This is a genomic window from Micromonospora saelicesensis (assembly GCF_900091575.1).
GTDB classification, from domain to species: domain Bacteria; phylum Actinomycetota; class Actinomycetes; order Mycobacteriales; family Micromonosporaceae; genus Micromonospora; species Micromonospora saelicesensis.
In genome coordinates, this window is the sequence record NZ_FMCR01000009.1 from 257,091 (window position 1) to 273,993 (window position 16,903).

A 16,903-nucleotide genomic window follows, 5' to 3' on the forward strand; every position below is an offset into this window, starting at 1 on the left:
CCACGGTAATGGAGTACCGAGATCCCCGTCAATGTGTCCAACGCGTTGCGTGCTGATGTCGCTATTTGCCGGCGCCCGCACGGTCGCCCAGCGGTTCGCCCTCTCGGTCGTTCACCAGTGCGTCCGGCACGCGCATCCGCCACGCGTCGGTCACCAGCTCGGTCAACCGGTCCAGGTCGACCGCCGCCAGACGCAGCAACACCAGGGGCAGGCCGTCGTAACCGGGTGCGGTGAAGAAGACCTCGGGCTCCCCGAGCAGGAGAGCCTGCTTCTCGGCCTCGTCGCCGACGAACAGCACCGCGATGTCGAGCCGGATCACCCGAGGCTTGCCCGGTGTCCGCTCCGGATAGGACCAGACGAAGCCCTTGTCGGCCACCCGGAAGTCGAAGCCGTCACTGGGGTTCTCCACCGTGTGCGGCAGGGCCAGCGCCACCCGGCGTACGTCGTCCGCGTCAGCCACCGAACCCCCTCGCACCCCGCACCGTCCGCATGGGCCGAGATTACGCGGTGGACAGCTCGATGGCCGTAGCGCCGACGATCGCCCGTTCGCCGTTCTCCTGGACATAGCCGACCACGCTGGCGCTTCCCGGATCGAGACCAGGTGGTGTCGCCAACTCCACCTGCCCCCGCTCGGCGTCCAGGCCCACCGACCGGAAGGCGCGTACGACGTTGTCCTGCCGCAGCGTCCGCCCGGCGTTCTCGCCCCGGGCGATCTCGCTGGTCAGATCCCGTTCCACGACCGCCATCTGCAACACCGCGCGATCCGGCGGCTGTTCGGTCCGGTAGTCCACCATCACCCGGTCATTGCCCAGGTTGGTAATGGAGAGCGCCAGTGGTGTGGTGGCGGTCGAGGCCACGGCGGACATGATCGCGGCGGCCGCCCGGCGGCGATCGGAACCGACGAACTCGACGGTGCCGTTGACGACCATCTGCGGGGTGTACAGGCCCCGGGTGCCGAACGCGCGGGCGTACGCCTCCTGGCGCGCGGTGTACGCCGCGTCCGCGAACTGGTCCGGCCACCCCAGGTCGTCCCAGTAGTCGACGTGGAACCCGAGGGTGAAGACGTTCTGTCCCCGTTCCCGTGCGTCGCGCTCGATCTCGCTCAGCAACTCCTCCGCGGGAGGGCAACTGTTGCAGCCCTGGGACGTGAACATCTCGACGACGGCGAAGCCGCCGTCCGTCGATGGGTTCGTCATGGTGGCGTGTCTCCTCCCACGTTGGTGCCCGGCGGTGGTGCGTCTCCCGGCGCCCGGCGGCGTTGCGTTTCCCGTTTCGGCCGGGACAATGCGCGTGGGGTCGCGTCCCCTGCCGGCCTCGCAGTTAGCGCCGCAGGGCCGGGTGGTTGGATGGTCGGGTGCAGTTCACCGTGACAGACGCGCCGGCGCGGGAGCGTTTCGAGGCGCGCGACGAGGCGGGCGCGGTCGTCGGGTTCGTCACCTACCAGCTGACCGGCTCGATCATCGCCTACACCCACACCGAGGTCGATCCGGCGTACGAGGGCAAGGGCGTCGGGTCGACGCTGGCGCGGGCCGTGCTGGACGACGCGCGGAGCAAGGGCCGGACCGTCGTGCCGATCTGCCCGTTCATCGCCGACTGGGTGGTCAAGCACCCGGAGTACGAGAGCATCGTGGTCCGGTCCACCCGCAAGATCAAATAATCGCGCTTCCGGTCGGGTGGTGTCAGGCGTCCGGTAGGAGCTTGGCGGCGAGGGTGCGGGCCGTGGCGGTCAGGGTGTCGATGTCCAGCCCCGTCCGCCCCATGAACACCAGGCCCTGCTGTGCGGCGAGCAGCGCGCGCGCCGTCTCGACCGGGTCGACGTCGCGCGGCAGGTCGCCCTCGTCCTGGGCCCGCCCAACGCTCTGGGCGACCAGGGCAGTCGTCGCCTCGTAGGTGCGCCGCGCCTCGGCGAGGACGTCCGGGTCGCTGGTGGCGAGTTCGTACGTGCTGTTGGCCATGAGGCAGCCGCGCCGGGCGGCAGCACCACCTGGGTCGTTCACCGGCGCCATGACGAACGCGCGCAGCGCGTCCAGGGCGCGGGGAGCGGAGGTGAGCATCTCGCGCAGGTAGCCGCCGCTGGTGTCGGTGTATTCCCGCAGCGCCTTCAGGAACAGCCGGTGTTTGTCGCCGAAGGCGCCGTAGAGGCTGCCCTTGCCCAGCCCGCTGACGCGTACCAGGTCCTCCAGTGAGGTCGCCGCGTAGCCGGCGTCCCAGAACTGGTCCCGGACGGCGCGGATCACCTGCTCCTCGTCGAACTGCCGTGGCCTGGCCATCTGACCAGCGTAGCAATTGTTGACCGCACGGTCCATCAAACGTAGGGTGGACCGATCAGGTCACCGGGGGACCAACGCGTGACACCGCCTCTCGCAGGCGGGTCGCCCTTGTCACCGGCGGTTCCGGCGGTCTCGGCGCCGCCACGGCCATCGCGTTCCTGAGCAGCCCTGCGGCCTCGTACATCACCGGCGCCGTGCTTGACTCCAACGGCGGACACACCGCCTGAGCCCCGCCCTCCGCAGCCCCGTCGGGAGACCACCACGATGACAGCCTCCACCTTCCGTGCCCTGCACCACGACCGCGCCGCCGGTGACCCGCTCGTTCTGCCGGGCCCCTGGGACGCGGCCAGCGCCCGGGTGCTGGCCGACGCCGGCTATCCGGCGCTCGCGACCCCGAGCGCTGGTGTCGCCGCCTCGCTCGGTTACGAGGACGGCGCGACCCCGCCGGACGAGATGTTCGCGGCGGTCGCGCGCATCGTCCGCGCCGTGTCCGTTCCGGTGTCCGCCGACGTCGAGGGCGGTTACGGCCTGGCCCCCCGCGAGCTGGTCGGACGGCTGTTGGAGTCCGGCGCTGTCGGCTGCAACCTGGAGGACTCGGAGGGGGACGCCACCCTCAAGGACCCCCGGCGGCACGCCGACTGGCTGGCCGAGGTGCGCGCGGAGGCGGGCGACGCTCTCTTCATCAACGCCCGCGTCGACACCTTCCTGGTCGGAACGGGTGACCCGGCCGACGCGGTGGAACGCGCCCGCCTGTACGTGGCTGCCGGCGCCGACTGCGTCTACCCGATCCTGGCACCGCCGCAGGTGCTCCCGCAGTTGCGGGAGGGCATCTCCGGGCCGATCAACATGGCCGCCGGACCGGACCGGCAATCCGTGGCCGAGCTGGGCCGGCAGGGCGCCACACGCATCACCTTCGGTCCAGGGATGCAGCGGTACGCGATGGCGTCGATCGGCGACCTCGCGGCCGAGCTGCGCGCCTGACCCTGGACGTCACCCCGCGCGGCGGCCGCTCGGGCCCAGTCGCCGACGGCCCAGGCCCAGCGGCGCGGCCGGCCACGGGCCTCCGCCGCAAGATCGCGCAACATCGTGGATGTAGTGGCATCCGCCGCGCCCGACACCACTACATCCAGGTTCGAGCACGATCTTGGGGGAGGTGCGCCGGCTTGGGGGAGGTGCGCCGGTCTCCGTGCGCGACCGCCGTCCGCCGTGCACGAACCGCCGTGCGCCGGGCGCCGGTCGCTCTGCGGCGAGGCCGGGGGTATGCGGCCGCTCACCAGGGTGATCGACTCGGGTTTCTGGAAGTCGGGGTGTCCGGGTCGGGTGGATCGCGCGGTTTTCTGAATGCCGAGTCGATCACCCGGCGCGGTAGACGTCGGGGGAGTTTTCGGCACCTACGACCGAGCCCCCGGCGTGCCGTCGCGGTGGACGGCTGCCGGGGGCTCGAGTGCAGGCGGTCAGGCCTGGTTGCCGCCCGGCAGCACCGCGGCCATCTCGTCGCCCGCGCCGGCGAGCACGCGTGCCTGCTGCGGCCAACTGGCCAGCCCAGGTGCGGCGCGCAGGCCGGCGGCCCGGATCAGGTCGCGCAGTGCCGGCTCGTCCAACTCGCCGAGCTGGCCGTACGTGCGCACGCCGGCGTCCTGCAACGCGGCCGCCATCTTCGGCCCGATCCCCTGGATCCGGCGGAAGTCGTCTGCCGGGCCCGTCGGGTCGGCGTCGACGCTGCTGATCGTCGTGTCGGCGGCCGAACGGACCGGAGGGGTCGCGGCGGCGGTCGGGCGGACCGGAGGTGCGGCCACCGCCGACCGCTCGGCCTCCGCGGCGTCGACCGCGGACTCGGCCTGCGCCGGCTCAGCGTTCACCGGGTCGGAGTGCATCGGCTCGGCGGTCGTCTGTGCCTCTGCCGGGTCGCTCGCCGTCGCCTTGGTCTCCGCGTCGTCGGCTGCGCCGACGGAGGCCGGCGCGTCGTCGGCCGGCGTCGTGTCGGCGGGCGCGCTGTCGGCGGGGGTGGCCGCGACCGGCGCAGCGTCGATCGCCGCGTCGTCGGCCGGCGTCGTGTCGAGCGGTGCCGCGTCGGCCGGCGGGAGGTCGTCCGCGGGCTGGCGGGGAGCGACCACGGCCGCCGGGGCGGGCTGGTCGTCGACAGTGACCGGCTCGGAGGCCGATTCGACCGCCGGCTCCTGCCGCAGCTCAGCCGCGTCGGACTGCTCGGTGGCCGGTACGGCCGGCGGGTTCTCGGTCAGCGCCATGTCCGCCGGGTCGGCGGTGCTCGGAGCCTCCGCCGGCACGGGCACCGGGGCGGGACCGTCCGGTTCGGTCAGCGCGGCCGGCGCGCTGACCGTGTCGACCGGTACCGGCTCGTCGGCGACCGCGGTGGGTGCCGGGTCGACGGCGGCCGCAGGCTGGACCTCGTCGGTGGTGGCAGCCGGCGTGGGCGTGGTGATCACGGCCAGACCGGCGACGGGGTCACCATCCACAATCGAATTGCCCTGTACGCCCCGTCGGCCGCGCAGCAGCCACCCGGCGGCCAGGCCCAGCAACAGTGCCAGTACCACTATCAGCGAGTGTCCGAAAGACCACGCCACGGCGAACCTCCCTCTCAGCTCGTTGGAAAAGTCACGAGAAAAACTCGCCGCAGCTTCGCACACGCGTATTGCCGACGACAGGCAGGATCGGTCGTCAGCGTTGCCGGTGGGCCAGCCACCTCAGCCGGTGCCTGCCGGGTAACACTGCGTCGCCCGATCACACCAAATCCGACCCGATGAGACCGAGCCAGGCATGGATCGGTCGGGCCGAGCGCTCCGGACACGATGAGACCCGGGCCCGGCGTGGGACGCCGAGCCCGGGTCGGGCGATGCGGGGTTCAGTCCCGGTCGCCCTCGTAGGTGTGGAAGTCGTCGACGAATCGGCGACGGAGCCGTGGTACCCGGCTGGTCACTCCGAAGTAGCCGCGCGCGCCGAGCAGCGCGAGCCGACCCACCACCGGTCGGTACATCCGGTCGTCGCCACTGGTGCCGCTGCGGTTCAGCGACTCGGCGACCCGGGCGAAGCCGTACGGCGCCATCACGGCCTCGTAGTCGGCGACCGCCTGGAGCAGCGTCTTGTCGCCGGCGGTGGCGCGGCTGAGCTGTGCGCAGAGCAGGCGGGCGTCGCGCAGCGCGGTGTTCGCGCCCACGCCCCGACCCGGGGTCATGGTGTGGATGGCGTCGCCGAGCATGGTGACGGTGCTGCTCTTCCAGGGCGGCACCGGCTCGGAGGTGGACACTTTGATCGGTAGGGCGCTGGCCGGGTCCGCGTGGGCGAGCAGTTCCCGTAGGTGCGGGTGCCAGTTCGCGGTGAGGTCCAGGGCAACCTGCACCAGGTCCTCACCGCGGCGTTCCATGATGTCGGCCGGGAACCGGTTGGCCGCACTCCAGATGATCAGGTTGATGTTGTCGGTGGTGGTGTCGTGGGCCAGGCCCGGCCAGTCCCGGAGCAGAGCGGCGTCGGGCTCGCTGACACCGGGCTTGATCGCGCGTTCGGCGTCCCACTTGAACTCCATGACGTGCAGCACGCCCATCATTCCGCCGACGCCGAAGATCAGCGAGATGCCCTGCTGGACCCGCTCCGGAATGAGACCGCGGGTGTGCGGGGTCAGCGGGATCCGGGTGGCGATGTTGATCGTCCCGGCGTCGCGGGTGACGGCGTGCGGCAGGTACTGGCGGCGTACGGCGGAATGGGTGCCGTCGGCCGCCACCAGCAGGTCGCCGGTGGCGCTGGTGCCGTCGGCGAAGTGCGCGGTGACCGTGCCGTCGTCGCGCTGCTCGTACCGGGTGAAGGTCTTGTCGAAGTGCACCACGTCCTCCAGGCCGGTCAGCAGCACCTGGCGCAGCACCATCCGGGCTACCGAGTGTTCGGTGCGGACCGGGTCGGCGCTCGGCCGCAGCGCGAACGACGCGGTCTGGCGGAGCCCCTGGGTGACGACGTTGAAGTAGTGCGGTGGCCGGGCGCAGGTGGCCAGGAAGGTGGCGAACAGTTCCGGGGGCAGGCACTCCCGCAGCGCCCGGCTACCGGTGGGGCCGATGCCGACCCGGTAGCCGAGCAGCCCTTCGGCGCGGTCGCGGTGCCGTTCGTAGACGGCGACGCTGATCCCGGCGCGGCGCAGGCCGTGCGCCAGGCACAGGCCGCCCGTGCCCGCGCCGATGATCAGGACGTGCGGCGGCGCGGCGGACATGTCAGCCGGCCGGGTGCGCGGCAGGCGCCTCGGTAACGGCCGGGCGCGCGGTGGGCACGTCGGTGCTGGTTGGGCGCGCTGCTGGCGCCTCGGCCGCGTCCCACCGGTAGAAGCAGCCGGCGATCGCGTCCCGGGGGGAACGCCAGGTCGGCAGGTACGGCGACGTGTGCGCGGAGAGCCGCTCGTTGACCTGTCGGAAGAGCGGGTGGTTGCGGGCCGCCGCGAGCGCGTCCGGGTCGACGTCGTCCGAGGTCTCCAGCAGGTGTACGCACAGGTCGTGCAGGCAGTACAGGGATCGGTGCGTGACGCCGGTCAGGCTGGGCAGTTCGGTGGCGTCGGACTCGGCGAAGATCTGCGCGACCCGCCCCTCCGCTCCCGGGATGATCCGGCTGACGATCAGTAGACGACTCATGGGACCCCTTCCGCCGGTGGCCTGCCCAACCCCTCGGGGATCGGTGCCACGTGCTCTGTGCGCCCACCGTGCCGCAGTGCCTGTCACATCACCGTCACGTACGCCGACCGGGCGGTGACGGGCACCGCCGTCACGTACGCCGAACGGCGGGTGACGGGCGGCCGGTGACGGCCTCGCGGCTGGCCTGGCGGATCGGGGCGAGGGTGTCGTCGAGCAGGGCGCTCATGGCGGGGCTCGGCTCCAGCCGCAGCTCCCGGCGCAACAGGTCCCGGTAGACGTAGAAGGCGTGCACTGCTTCGAAGGCGTTGCCCTCGGCCAGGTGGATGCGGACCACCAGTCGGTGTGGTGTCTCCCGTAACGGCTCGGCGGCCATCGCCTCCAACGCGGCTTCCAGGGCCTCGCCGTGCCGCCCCGCGGCCAGGTGGTGCCCGGCCACCTGTTCCAGCATGTGCAGGCGGAGTTGGCGCAGGCGTTCCCGGTCCAGCAGCACCCAGTCGTCGTACCAGCCGGGCAGGAGGTCGTGCCGCCCGGCGGCGAGCGCCCCGGCCGCGGTGCGCGGGTCGTCGCCGTCCCGGACCCGGGCCGCGGTGCCGACCAGGTCGTCCACGTCGAGCCGGACCGCCGGGCCGAGGCGTACGGTGTCGCTGGCCACGGTCATCGGGCAGCAAGGGTCCTGTCGCAGCCGCCACAGGGCGGTACGCAGGGAGGACAGCGCCCGTTCCTCCGACGCGTCGGGCCAGAGCAGCCCGGCGAGCTGGCTGCGGGTGGCGCCGGGGCGGAGCCCGATCAGCGCGATCACCCGTTGCAGCCCGCGCGGCACCACGACCGGCACCGCCTCGCGGAGGAGTCGGAAGCCTCCGAGCAGGTGCAGTGAGACGCCCTCCTCGGGCGGGTCTCCGGCGGTCGGCACGGACGGATCAGCGGCCACGGCGGCACCCCCTGCGGAACGCTCGTCCCGACTGTCTGCTGTGTCCCGGATCGGTTGCCCTCGACGCCACTGTCGACCCCGCCGATCGCGGCGTGGTCGGGCGCGGCCCCGCCAGCCGAGGCCGCCGGACTGACCACGCTGAAGATTATCAATAACGGTCACGTTGCGTCAACGCCAGCGCGGCCTTCTATTAGCGACAGCCAACCCGAGATCGGTTCTGAACTGCACAAACATTAGCGCGTGGAGCACACTCGGCACATAGCTGATACACAGGTTGCGTCAACGCAGCGTCACCACCATCCGTCGCTGACCGACCCGGCGCGGTGACGCCGCCGTGACGAGGATCGGCGCATCGTGTCGCCAGTCGTCCAGCGCGTCCGGGGGCCACCCGTCGCCGGCCGGACGCTGTGGGGGGAGGCCCAGTATGGACCGATCGCTGATCGTCGCGAAGGTGGATCCGACCGCCGAGGAGCGGGTCGCCGAGATCTTCGCTGAGTCGGACGCGACGGAGCTGCCGCGCCTGGTCGGTGTCCGGCACCGCTCGCTGTACCGACTGCACGACCTCTATGTGCACCTGCTCGAGACCGCGCAGCCGGCGGAGGGCGCGGTGGAGGCCGCTCGTGACCATCCCGAGTTCATCCGGGTCAGTGACCGCCTGCGCCCGTACGTGTCGCCGTACCTGTCGACCTGGCGCTCGCCGCGCGACGCCATGGCGCGGTGCTTCTACCGGTTCGACGCCCCGGACACCGGGCGGCGGTCGTGACGGCCACCGCGCCGCGTGAAGAGCAGCTCTGGTCCCGCTGCGCCGGCTGCGCCAGCCTGCTCTACCGCAAACGGCTGCGCCGCAACCTCGACGTCTGCCCGGAGTGCGGGGAGCATGCCCGACTCGGCGCGCCGGAACGCCTGCGCCAACTGGTCGACCCGGGTTCGCTGAGCCTGCTGCCCGACCGGTTGCCGGAGGCGGACCCGCTCGACTTCGTCGACGTGCTGCCGTACCCGCACCGGCTCACCGGTGCGCGGGCCAGCACGGGTCTTGCCGAGGGGGTCGTCTGCGCCACGGCCACCATCGGTGGGCACCCGGTGGCCCTGGCGGTGATGGACTTCCGCTTCCTCGGTGGCAGCCTGGGCTGCGCGGTGGGCGAGCTGATCACCCGGGCGGCGGAACGGGCGCTGGACGACCGTACCCCGCTCGTCCTGATCACCGCCTCCGGCGGGGCGCGGATGCAGGAGGGCGCGCTGTCGTTGATGCAGATGGCGACCGTCAGTCAGGCCATCGCCGCGTTGCGCGAGGCGGGGCTGCTCACCGTGAGCGTCCTCACCGACCCGACCTACGGCGGGGTGGCCGCCTCGTTCGCCACCAACACCGATCTGGTTCTCGCCGAGAGTGGTGCACGGATGGGCTTCGCCGGCCCTCGTGTGATCCGCCAGATCACCGGGCGGGCCCTGCCGGAGGGCTTCCAGACCGCCGACTTCCTGCTCCGACACGGGCAGGTCGACATGGTGGTGCAGCGCCGGTCGCTGCGCGGACGGCTGATGGCGCTGCTCGCCGCGACCCGCGCCGGCCGTCCGGCGCGTTCGCCCGTACCCCGGCAGGAGCCGGCGTCGCACCGCGAGCGTCTCGCCGACGACGGCGCGGTCCCGGCGCGGCCGACGGACCCGGCGGTCGAGGGAGACGCCGGCACCCCGGCGGTACGCGACGCGTGGGACACCGTCCGGATGGCGCGGCACCCCGGGCGGCCCACCACACTGGACTACCTGGACTCCGTCTTCGACGGGTTCGTGGAGCTGCACGGCGATCGGCTCGGCGCGGACTGCCCGGCCATCGTGGGTGGGGTGGCGCGGTTGGCCGGCCGGCACGTGATGGTCATCGGCCACCAGAAGGGGCACACCACCGCCGAGTTGGTCGCCCGCAACTTCGGCATGGCCAGCCCGTCCGGGCACCGCAAGGCGCTGCGGCTCATGCGCCTCGCGGCCCGCCTCGGCCTGCCCGTGGTAACCCTGGTGGACACGCCCGGAGCCGACCCCGGGGTGAGTGCCGAGGAGCAGGGCCAGGCGGCGGCCATCGCCGAGAACATCCTCACCCTCACCGTGCTGCCCACCCCCGTGCTCGCGGTGATCACCGGTGAGGGCGGCAGCGGCGGCGCGCTGGCGCTGGCGGTGGCCGACCGGGTGCTGATGCTGGAGAACGCCGTCTACTCGGTGATCAGCCCCGAGGGGTGTGCGGCGATCCTCTGGCCGGACCGGTCCGCGGCGCCGCAGGCCGCCCGCGCGTTGCGACTGACCGCGCCCGACCTGCGCCGACTCGGGGTGGTCGACGAGGTCGTGTCGGAGCCGTCGAGTGCCGCGCACGACGACCCGGCGGAGACCGCCCACCGGTTGCGCGCCGCCCTGCTGGCCAACCTCCTGCCGCTGCTGGACGTGCCGCCGGCCATGCTGGTCCGCCTGCGCCGGCAACGCTTCCGACGGTTCGGCGCGAACCGCGTCGGCGCCCGGGCGGGCCTGCGATGACCGCCGGCGACCGGGCGCTGTCGACAGTCGACGCTTCCGACGACGTCGGGGTCGACGGCGAGGAGGCGCTGGCCGGGCTGCGCCGGCAGGCGCAGCACCTGATCGCCGAGTTGGCCGGGCCGGTGCGCCGGATCCGGCTGCGCAGCGGGCCGGCGGTGCTGGAGGTCGAGTGGCACCCCGAGGACGCGACCCGACCGGACGTACCGGTGCCCCGGGCCGAGGCGGCACCGGCGGTCGTGCCGGCGCCCGGCGCCGCACCTGCGGTGCTCCGGCCGCCGGTGCCTGGGCGCGCCGCGGTGCGGGCACCGATCGTCGGCACCTTCTACCGGGCGCCGGAGCCCGGCGCGCGGCCGTTCGTCGCGGTGGGAGACCTGGTCCGCCCCGGCCAGCCGGTGGCCATCGTCGAGGCGATGAAGCTGATGAACGAGGTGATCGCCGACCGGGCCGGTCGGGTGGCCGCGATCCTCGTCGAGGACGGCCAGCCGGTCGAGTACGACCAGCCGCTCGTCGAACTGGATCCGGCATGACGGCGCGGGGTGGTTGACCATGTTCGAGACCGTGCTGATCGCCAATCGGGGCGAGATCGCGCTGCGGGTGCTGCGTGCCTGCAAGGAGCTCGGCGTGCGAACGGCGGTGGTCTACTCCGCCGCCGACGCCGACTCGGCGGCGGTCCGCCTCGCCGACCAGGCCGTCCGGATCGGACCGGCGTCGAGTCGGCGCAGCTACCTCAACGCCGCCGCCATCGTGGAGGCGGCCCGGCAGGTGGGGGCGCAGGCCGTGCACCCCGGCTACGGCTTCCTCTCCGAGGACGCCGATTTCGCCGAGATCTGCGCCGACAACGGGCTGACGTTCATCGGCCCGCCACCGGCGGTGATGGCCGCGCTGGCCGACAAGTCCTCGGCCCGGGCACTGATGAGCCGCGCCGGCCTGCCGCTGTCGCCGGGCAGTGTCGCGCCGGTGCCGACCGCCGCCGCGGCGGCCGAGGTGGCCGACGCCGTCGGCTACCCGGTGATCGTGAAGGCCTCCGCCGGGGGCGGGGGCCGGGGGATGACCGTTGTGCACAGCCCGGGCGAGCTGCGCCGGGCGTACACCCGGACCCGGGCCGCCGCGCAGGCCGCCTTCGGCGACGACCGGGTGTACGTCGAGCGTTACCTCACCGAGGCGCGGCACGTCGAGGTGCAGGTGCTCTGCGACGCGCACGGCAACGGGGTGCACCTGGGCACCCGGGACTGCTCGGTGCAGCGTCGGCACCAGAAGCTGGTCGAGGAGGCGCCCGCCCCGGCGCTGCCCGCCGCCGTTCTCGACACCATCGCGGAGACGGCCCTGCGGGGTGCGCTCCAGGTCGGCTTCGTCGGTGCCGGCACGCTGGAGTTCCTGGTCGACGCCGAGGAGAAGTTCCACTTCCTGGAGATCAACTGTCGGATCCAGGTGGAGCATCCGGTCACCGAGATGGTCACCGGGATCGACCTGGTGCACGAGCAACTGCACATCGCCGCCGGCGTGCCACTGCGGTGGCGGCAGGAGGAGATCCGCCTGCACGGCGTCGCGGTGGAGTGTCGGGTCAACACCGAGGATCCCGCGCGCGGCTTCGCCCCCACCCCCGGCCGGTTGGAGCGGTTCACCCCGCCCGGCGGCCCATTCACCCGGGTGGACACCCACGCCAGCGCCGGTTACCTGGTCGGCCCCTGGTACGACTCGCTGCTCGCCAAGGTGATCGTCTGGGCGCCCGACCGGGAGTTGGCCCTCAACCGGCTGGAACGTGCCCTGGACGAGTTCGACATCGCCGGTCCGGGCGTGCACACCACCATCCCGTTCGTCCGACGGGTGCTCGACGACGCCGCATTCCGCAAGGGCCGCTACACCACCGGCCTGGTCGACCGTCTGCTCGCCGCGCCCGCGCCGGGGCCGACGGTCACTCCCGCACCGCGCACCGCGCCCGCCGCAGATCCCGACGCAACCCACAGGAGGACCCGATGACCGTCACCCATGGTCGCCCGATGACCGCCGAGATCACCGACATCCTGGTGGCGCACTGCGGGCTGGACGCCGACGCCGCGGCCCGGGCGCCCGCCGCGTCGCTGGAGGAGTTGGGCATGGACTCGCTCGCCCTGCTGGAACTGTCGGCGGTCGTCGCCGACCGCTGGCAGGTGGCCATCCCCGAGCAGGCCGGACAGTTGAGCATCCCGGCGGTGGCCGACCTGGTCGCCCGCCGCGCCGACCCGCCCGGGCACACCGAGAACAGCGTGGTCATCGACGCGCCGCTGGGGCTGGTCTGGGAGGTCACCAACGACGTGGCGAACTGGACCGAGCTGTTCACCGAGTACGCCGTGGTGGAGATCCTGCACCGCGAGGGGCACACGGTGCGGTTCCGCCTCACCATGTACCCCGACGAGAACGGGGTCTCCTGGAGCTGGGTCAGCGAGCGCACCGCCGACCCGGTGAGCAGGCAGGTCCGGGCGCACCGGGTGGAGACCGGGCCGTTCGAGTACATGCGCATCCACTGGCGCTACACCGAGGAGGCCGGTGGCACCCGGATGACCTGGACGCAGGACTTCGCGATGAAGCCGACCGCGCCGGTCGACAACGCCGCGATGACCGAGCGGATCAACACCAACAGCGTGATCCAACTCGCGGTGATCAAGGACCGGGTGGAGCGGATCGCCTGGCAGCGCGCCGACGAGGGCAGCCCGACCGCCAGCGACGCACCGACGGAGGCCGACGATGAGTGACCTGAGCACCCGCCCGATCGCCGCCCGGGACGTACCCGCCGACCGCCGTCGCGGCGGTGAGCTGCGGGTGCTGCTCGGCCCCCGCACCGTCGGCAGCACCTCGGGTTTTCTCGGGGTGGCCACCCTCGAACCGGGGGAGCGGATCGCCGAGCACTACCACCCGTACAGCGAGGAGTTCCTGTACCTGGTGCGGGGCGCGATCACCGTCGACCTGGACGACCAGCCGACGCTGCTGGCCGCCGGTGAGGGGCTGTTCGTACCGGTGAACGTGCGGCACCGGCTGCGCAACACCGGCCTCGAGCCGGCCGAGGTGGTCTTCCACCTGGGCCCGCTCGCCCCCCGACCCGAACTGGGCCACGTCGACACCGAGCTTGTCGAACAACGGGGCACGTCGTGAGCGCGAGGAGTGAGCCGGGTTTGCGAGCCCCGCAGTCGCGAACCATCGATGGCAGCGTGAGCGCGAGGAGTGAGCCGGGTTTGCGAGCCCCGCGGTCGCGAACAGAGGTGACGCGATGACCGGGCGCCGCACGGTGGTGACCGGGATCGGGGTGGTCGCCCCGGGCGGCGCCAGCCGGGACCGCTTCTGGAAGACCATCACCGAGGGGCGGACCGCCACCCGGCGGATCAGTTTCTTCGACCCGTCGGCGTTCCGGTCGCAGATCGCGGCGGAATGCGACTTCGACCCGGTCGCGGCGGGGCTCAGCGAGGCCGAGCGACAGCGGGCCGACCGGTACGTGCAGTTCGCGCTGGCCTGCTCCGCCGAGGCGGTGGCCGACGCCCAGTTGGTGCTCACCGACGCGGAGCGGGACCGGGCCGGAGTGGTGCTGGGCACGGCGGTGGGCGGCACGATGGCGTTGGAGCAGGAGTACGTCACAGTGAGCGAGCACGGCCGACGTTGGCTGGTGGACGGGGCGCGCGGTGGCCCGTACCTCTATCAGGCGCTGGTGCCCAGCAGCCTCGCGGCGGACGTGGCCTGCCGGCACGGGCTGCACGGCCCGGCGCAGGTGGTGTCCACCGGCTGCACCTCCGGCATCGACGCCATCGGGTACGCCCACCAGATGATCGTGGACGGTGAGGCGGACGTGATGCTGGCCGGCGCGTCCGACTCGCCGATCTCACCGGTCACTGTCGCCTCGTTCGACGCGATCAAGGCGACCAGTCCGGACAACGACGACCCGGCACACGCCTCCCGCCCGTTCGACGCCGACCGGCACGGGTTCGTGCTGGCCGAGGGCGGGGCGGTGCTGGTGCTGGAGGAGGCCGGGCACGCCCGGCGGCGGGGTGCGCACATCTACTGCGAGGTGGCCGGTTACGCCAGCCGCAGCAACGGCTTCCACATGACCGGGCTGCGGCCGGACGGGCTGGAGATGGGCCTCGCCGTCACCGACGCGCTCCGGCAGGGCCGGATCCTGCCCGAGCAGGTCTCCTACATCAGCGCGCACGGCTCGGGCACCCGGCAGAACGACAGACACGAGACGGCCGCGTTCAAGCGCGCGCTGGGCCAGGCCGCGTACCGGATACCGATCAGCTCGATCAAGTCGATGGTCGGGCACTCGCTCGGCGCGATCGGGTCGATCGAGATGGCCGCGTGCGCCCTCGCCATCGAGTTCGGTGTGGTGCCACCGACGGCGAACTGGAGCACCCGGGATCCGGAGTGCGACCTGGACTACGTACCCAATGAGGCACGGGAGGTCCCGGTGGACGTGGCCCTCTCGGTGGGCAGCGGATTCGGCGGTTTCCAGTCGGCGATGGTCTTCCGTCGGATGCTCGGAGCGGTGGCGGCGTGAGCGAGCGTAGCGAGCGAACCATCAGGCACAGCAGCGCGGCGTCTCGCGCCGGCGCGGAGCGAAGCGGAGTGCTGGCGTGAGCGCGGAGGTGGCTCGCGCCGTGGTGACCGGCATCGGGGTGGTCGCACCGAGCGGCATCGGCGCGGACGCGCACTGGCGCACGGTCCTCGCCGGCACCCGCCGGACCGGCCCGATCACGTTGTTCGACCCGGCCGGCTATCCGACCCGCTTCGGCGGGGAGGTGCCCGGCTTCACCGCCGACTCCTACGCCGACAGTCGACAGTTGGTGCAGACCGACAGGTGGACGCACCTCGGCTTCGCCGCCACCCGGCTGGCGCTGGCCGACGCCGGCCTGCCCGACCGGGCCCCCGACCCGTACGGCTACGCGGTGACCCTGGCCAGCTCGTCCGGGGGCAACCTGTTCGGTCAGCGGGAACTGCAACGGCTGTGGGGCGGTACGTCGCGGACGGTCGGGGCGTACCAGTCCATCGCCTGGTTCTACGCGGCCAGCGTCGGGCAGCTCTCCATCCACCACCAGTTCAAGGGCCCGAGCGGGGTGCTGGTCGCGGAGTCGGCCGGCGGGCTGGACAGCCTGGCGCACGCCGCGCGCGCGGTGCGCCGGGGCACCCCGGTCGTGATCGCCGGGGCCACCGAGTGCCCGTTGAGCCCGTACGCGCTCGCCTGCCAGCTGCGCTCGGGGCTGCTCAGTGACGTCGCCGACCCGGAGCGGGCGTACCGGCCGTTCGACGCCACGGCCAGCGGCTACCTGCCGGCCGAGGGCGGAGCGGTGTTCGTGGTGGAGGAGTTGGGGCACGCCCTGGCCCGGGGCGCCCGGGTCTACGGCGAGGTGAGCGGGTGGGGCTCCACCCACGACGCCGCGCACACCACGGCGGAGAGCAGCGGCGACCCGGCCCAGTACGCGCGGGCGATGCGGCTGGCCCTGGACCGGGCGGGCGTCGCCGCCGCCGGAATCGACGTGGTGCTGCCCGACGCGCTCGGCGTGCCCCGCTACGACCGCAGCGAAGCCGAGGCGCTGCGCGCCGTGTTCGCCGACCGGCCACCCCCGGTGACCACGCAGAAACCGCTGACCGGTCGGGCGTACCAGGGCGGCTCGGCGTTGGACGTGGCCACCGCGCTGCTCGCCTTCGCCCACGACACGTTGCCGGCGTCGGCGGGACCGGACGAGGTGGCCGAGGGCTGCGACCTGGACTTCCTACGCGAGCACCGCCGACCGCGAAGCCGACTCGCCCTGATCTGCGCGCGGGGCTTCGACGGGTTCAACAGCGCGCTGGTCCTGCGCGGGGCCGCGCCGATGAGGGGAGAGGCGTCATGAGCGACAAACGGGCCCGGGTGGTCTTTCTGGTACGGGTGCCGGTGCCGCGCACCGAGCAGTTCCTCGCCGCGTACGAGGAGGTGCGGCACCTGGTCGCCGGCGGTGTGCCGGGGCACCTGGTCGACCAGGTGTGCCGGTCGTCGACCGACCCGGAACAGTGGTTGATCACCAGTGAGTGGGCGAGCCTGGCCGACTTCGAAGAGTGGGAACGCAGCCCGGAGCACCGGGACCTCGTACGCCCGATGCGGGAGTGCTTCACCGACGCCCGTTCGCTGCGCTTCCACATCCACGCCCAGACCCCTGCCCTGGCCTGACGGCTCCGCGCTCGCCTGGATGATGGCGCTTGCCGGGGTGATCGTGCTCGATCCGTGGTGGGTCACCGGTCACCGTCGGCACCGGCTGCTGCGGCGCGACCACCTTCACCTCAGTCGACCGGCCAAAATTGTGGTTTTCGGCTGGCACGCCAGTCCACAGCCCGGACTGGCGTGCCCTCGGCTCTGAACGCAGACGCGTCTGCTCATGCCCTGCCGCCTGCACCGACCGGCGAGGCTCAACGACTAAGCCGCGCAGCTTCGCCACCGATCGCCTCTGCCTCATCAACGCGGCCTAGCACTTTCAGTAGGTTCGACAGGTTGTTCAGCGAGGTGGCGAGGTTGGGTAGGTAGGCGGCGGGGTTGGCCTTGGCCAGTCGGCGGTAGATGGCGGTGGCTTCTTCGCTCGCGGCCA

The 16,903-nt window shown here is 72.7% G+C and carries 19 protein-coding genes; 11 read left to right on the top strand and 8 right to left on the bottom strand.

What is annotated here, in order from left to right; translation table 11 throughout:
- Positions 1-61: 61 nt before the first annotated feature.
- Complete coding sequence (locus GA0070561_RS31135) at positions 62-460, bottom strand: MmcQ/YjbR family DNA-binding protein (protein ID WP_181518380.1); 399 nt, start codon at positions 458-460, stop codon at positions 62-64.
- A 40-nt stretch (positions 461-500) separates the two neighbouring features.
- The gene (locus GA0070561_RS31140) at positions 501-1,196 is read right to left on the bottom strand and encodes a DUF1223 domain-containing protein (RefSeq protein ID WP_091408754.1); all 696 of its coding nucleotides are present in this window, start codon (positions 1,194-1,196) and stop codon (positions 501-503) included.
- A gap of 158 nt (positions 1,197-1,354) precedes the next feature.
- Here GA0070561_RS31140 and GA0070561_RS31145 point away from each other — a divergent pair, with 158 nt between their 5' ends.
- Entirely contained in the window at positions 1,355-1,657 is a 303-nt protein-coding gene (locus GA0070561_RS31145; protein ID WP_091408758.1) for a GNAT family N-acetyltransferase, read from the top strand.
- A gap of 22 nt (positions 1,658-1,679) precedes the next feature.
- Here the strand turns inward: GA0070561_RS31145 and GA0070561_RS31150 are convergent, their stop codons facing one another.
- Positions 1,680-2,270 carry a TetR/AcrR family transcriptional regulator gene (locus GA0070561_RS31150; RefSeq protein WP_091408927.1) on the bottom strand — a complete coding sequence of 197 codons (591 nt, stop codon included), beginning with the start codon at positions 2,268-2,270 and terminating at the stop codon, positions 1,680-1,682.
- Positions 2,271-2,534: 264 nt separating this feature from the next.
- On the opposite strand from GA0070561_RS31150, the gene GA0070561_RS31155 reads away from it, so the two are divergent.
- Entirely contained in the window at positions 2,535-3,251 is a 717-nt protein-coding gene (locus GA0070561_RS31155) for an isocitrate lyase/PEP mutase family protein (RefSeq protein ID WP_091408762.1), read from the top strand.
- A gap of 473 nt (positions 3,252-3,724) precedes the next feature.
- Here the strand turns inward: GA0070561_RS31155 and GA0070561_RS34815 are convergent, their stop codons facing one another.
- From GA0070561_RS34815 to GA0070561_RS31175, 4 genes are all read right to left on the bottom strand, one after another.
- On the bottom strand, positions 3,725-4,852 hold the full coding sequence (locus GA0070561_RS34815) for a hypothetical protein (protein ID WP_244166507.1): 1,128 nt from the start codon (positions 4,850-4,852) through the stop codon (positions 3,725-3,727).
- Positions 4,853-5,130: 278 nt separating this feature from the next.
- Entirely contained in the window at positions 5,131-6,480 is a 1,350-nt protein-coding gene (locus GA0070561_RS31165) for an FAD-dependent oxidoreductase (protein WP_091408765.1), read from the bottom strand.
- 1 nt (position 6,481) lies between these two features.
- Positions 6,482-6,892 (bottom strand): TcmI family type II polyketide cyclase, encoded by a 411-nt coding sequence (locus GA0070561_RS31170; protein ID WP_244166508.1) that lies wholly within the window; start codon positions 6,890-6,892, stop codon positions 6,482-6,484.
- Between the two features lie 130 nt (positions 6,893-7,022).
- A complete protein-coding gene (locus GA0070561_RS31175; protein WP_091408768.1) occupies positions 7,023-7,820 on the bottom strand; it encodes an AfsR/SARP family transcriptional regulator in 798 nt (265 codons plus the stop codon).
- A gap of 424 nt (positions 7,821-8,244) precedes the next feature.
- Here GA0070561_RS31175 and GA0070561_RS31180 point away from each other — a divergent pair, with 424 nt between their 5' ends.
- The 9 genes from GA0070561_RS31180 to GA0070561_RS31220 all read left to right on the top strand — a co-directional run bounded on the left by GA0070561_RS31180 (position 8,245) and on the right by GA0070561_RS31220 (position 16,491).
- Positions 8,245-8,583, top strand: coding sequence for a TcmI family type II polyketide cyclase (locus GA0070561_RS31180; protein ID WP_091408771.1), 339 nt, complete (start codon positions 8,245-8,247; stop codon positions 8,581-8,583).
- Positions 8,580-10,328: an acetyl-CoA carboxylase carboxyltransferase subunit alpha gene (locus GA0070561_RS31185; RefSeq protein WP_091408781.1), complete on the top strand. Its 1,749-nt coding sequence runs from the start codon at positions 8,580-8,582 to the stop codon at positions 10,326-10,328. The genes GA0070561_RS31180 and GA0070561_RS31185 overlap by 4 nt, the downstream gene beginning before the upstream one ends.
- Positions 10,325-10,855, top strand: a complete 531-nt coding sequence (accB, locus tag GA0070561_RS31190; RefSeq protein ID WP_091408785.1) for an acetyl-CoA carboxylase biotin carboxyl carrier protein — start codon at positions 10,325-10,327, stop codon at positions 10,853-10,855. Before GA0070561_RS31185 ends, accB begins: the two co-directional genes overlap by 4 nt.
- A 19-nt stretch (positions 10,856-10,874) precedes the next feature.
- Complete coding sequence (locus GA0070561_RS31195) at positions 10,875-12,305, top strand: acetyl-CoA carboxylase biotin carboxylase subunit (protein WP_091408788.1); 1,431 nt, start codon at positions 10,875-10,877, stop codon at positions 12,303-12,305.
- On the top strand, positions 12,302-13,057 hold the full coding sequence (locus GA0070561_RS31200) for an SRPBCC family protein (RefSeq protein ID WP_091408796.1): 756 nt from the start codon (positions 12,302-12,304) through the stop codon (positions 13,055-13,057). Before GA0070561_RS31195 ends, GA0070561_RS31200 begins: the two co-directional genes overlap by 4 nt.
- Positions 13,050-13,454 carry a cupin domain-containing protein gene (locus GA0070561_RS31205; protein ID WP_091408799.1) on the top strand — a complete coding sequence of 135 codons (405 nt, stop codon included), beginning with the start codon at positions 13,050-13,052 and terminating at the stop codon, positions 13,452-13,454. The genes GA0070561_RS31200 and GA0070561_RS31205 overlap by 8 nt, the downstream gene beginning before the upstream one ends.
- A 115-nt stretch (positions 13,455-13,569) precedes the next feature.
- The gene (locus GA0070561_RS31210; protein ID WP_091408802.1) at positions 13,570-14,844 is read left to right on the top strand and encodes a beta-ketoacyl-[acyl-carrier-protein] synthase family protein; all 1,275 of its coding nucleotides are present in this window, start codon (positions 13,570-13,572) and stop codon (positions 14,842-14,844) included.
- A 76-nt stretch (positions 14,845-14,920) separates the two neighbouring features.
- Positions 14,921-16,177, top strand: a complete 1,257-nt coding sequence (locus GA0070561_RS31215) for a beta-ketoacyl synthase N-terminal-like domain-containing protein (protein WP_151497372.1) — start codon at positions 14,921-14,923, stop codon at positions 16,175-16,177.
- Positions 16,174-16,491 (top strand): antibiotic biosynthesis monooxygenase family protein, encoded by a 318-nt coding sequence (locus GA0070561_RS31220; RefSeq protein WP_091408806.1) that lies wholly within the window; start codon positions 16,174-16,176, stop codon positions 16,489-16,491. The genes GA0070561_RS31215 and GA0070561_RS31220 overlap by 4 nt, the downstream gene beginning before the upstream one ends.
- A gap of 236 nt (positions 16,492-16,727) precedes the next feature.
- On the opposite strand, the gene GA0070561_RS34665 is transcribed toward GA0070561_RS31220, so the two are convergent.
- Positions 16,728-16,877, bottom strand: coding sequence for a tetratricopeptide repeat protein (locus tag GA0070561_RS34665; protein WP_341844889.1), 150 nt, complete (start codon positions 16,875-16,877; stop codon positions 16,728-16,730).
- Positions 16,878-16,903: the final 26 nt, after the last annotated feature.

What these genes read in the sequence shown, in the direction of transcription:
- GA0070561_RS31140 (WP_091408754.1), bottom strand. Translation starts at nt 1,196, where the DNA reads ATGACGAACCCATCGACGGACGGCGGCTTCGCCGTCGTCGAGATGTTC.
- GA0070561_RS31150 (WP_091408927.1), bottom strand. Translation starts at nt 2,270, where the DNA reads ATGGCCAGGCCACGGCAGTTCGACGAGGAGCAGGTGATCCGCGCCGTC.
- GA0070561_RS31155 (WP_091408762.1), top strand. Translation starts at nt 2,535, where the DNA reads ATGACAGCCTCCACCTTCCGTGCCCTGCACCACGACCGCGCCGCCGGT.
- GA0070561_RS31165 (WP_091408765.1), bottom strand. Translation starts at nt 6,480, where the DNA reads ATGTCCGCCGCGCCGCCGCACGTCCTGATCATCGGCGCGGGCACGGGC.
- GA0070561_RS31170 (WP_244166508.1), bottom strand. Translation starts at nt 6,892, where the DNA reads ATGAGTCGTCTACTGATCGTCAGCCGGATCATCCCGGGAGCGGAGGGG.
- GA0070561_RS31180 (WP_091408771.1), top strand. Translation starts at nt 8,245, where the DNA reads ATGGACCGATCGCTGATCGTCGCGAAGGTGGATCCGACCGCCGAGGAG.
- accB (WP_091408785.1), top strand. Translation starts at nt 10,325, where the DNA reads ATGACCGCCGGCGACCGGGCGCTGTCGACAGTCGACGCTTCCGACGAC.
- GA0070561_RS31195 (WP_091408788.1), top strand. Translation starts at nt 10,875, where the DNA reads ATGTTCGAGACCGTGCTGATCGCCAATCGGGGCGAGATCGCGCTGCGG.
- GA0070561_RS31200 (WP_091408796.1), top strand. Translation starts at nt 12,302, where the DNA reads ATGACCGTCACCCATGGTCGCCCGATGACCGCCGAGATCACCGACATC.
- GA0070561_RS31205 (WP_091408799.1), top strand. Translation starts at nt 13,050, where the DNA reads ATGAGTGACCTGAGCACCCGCCCGATCGCCGCCCGGGACGTACCCGCC.
- GA0070561_RS31210 (WP_091408802.1), top strand. Translation starts at nt 13,570, where the DNA reads ATGACCGGGCGCCGCACGGTGGTGACCGGGATCGGGGTGGTCGCCCCG.
- GA0070561_RS31220 (WP_091408806.1), top strand. Translation starts at nt 16,174, where the DNA reads ATGAGCGACAAACGGGCCCGGGTGGTCTTTCTGGTACGGGTGCCGGTG.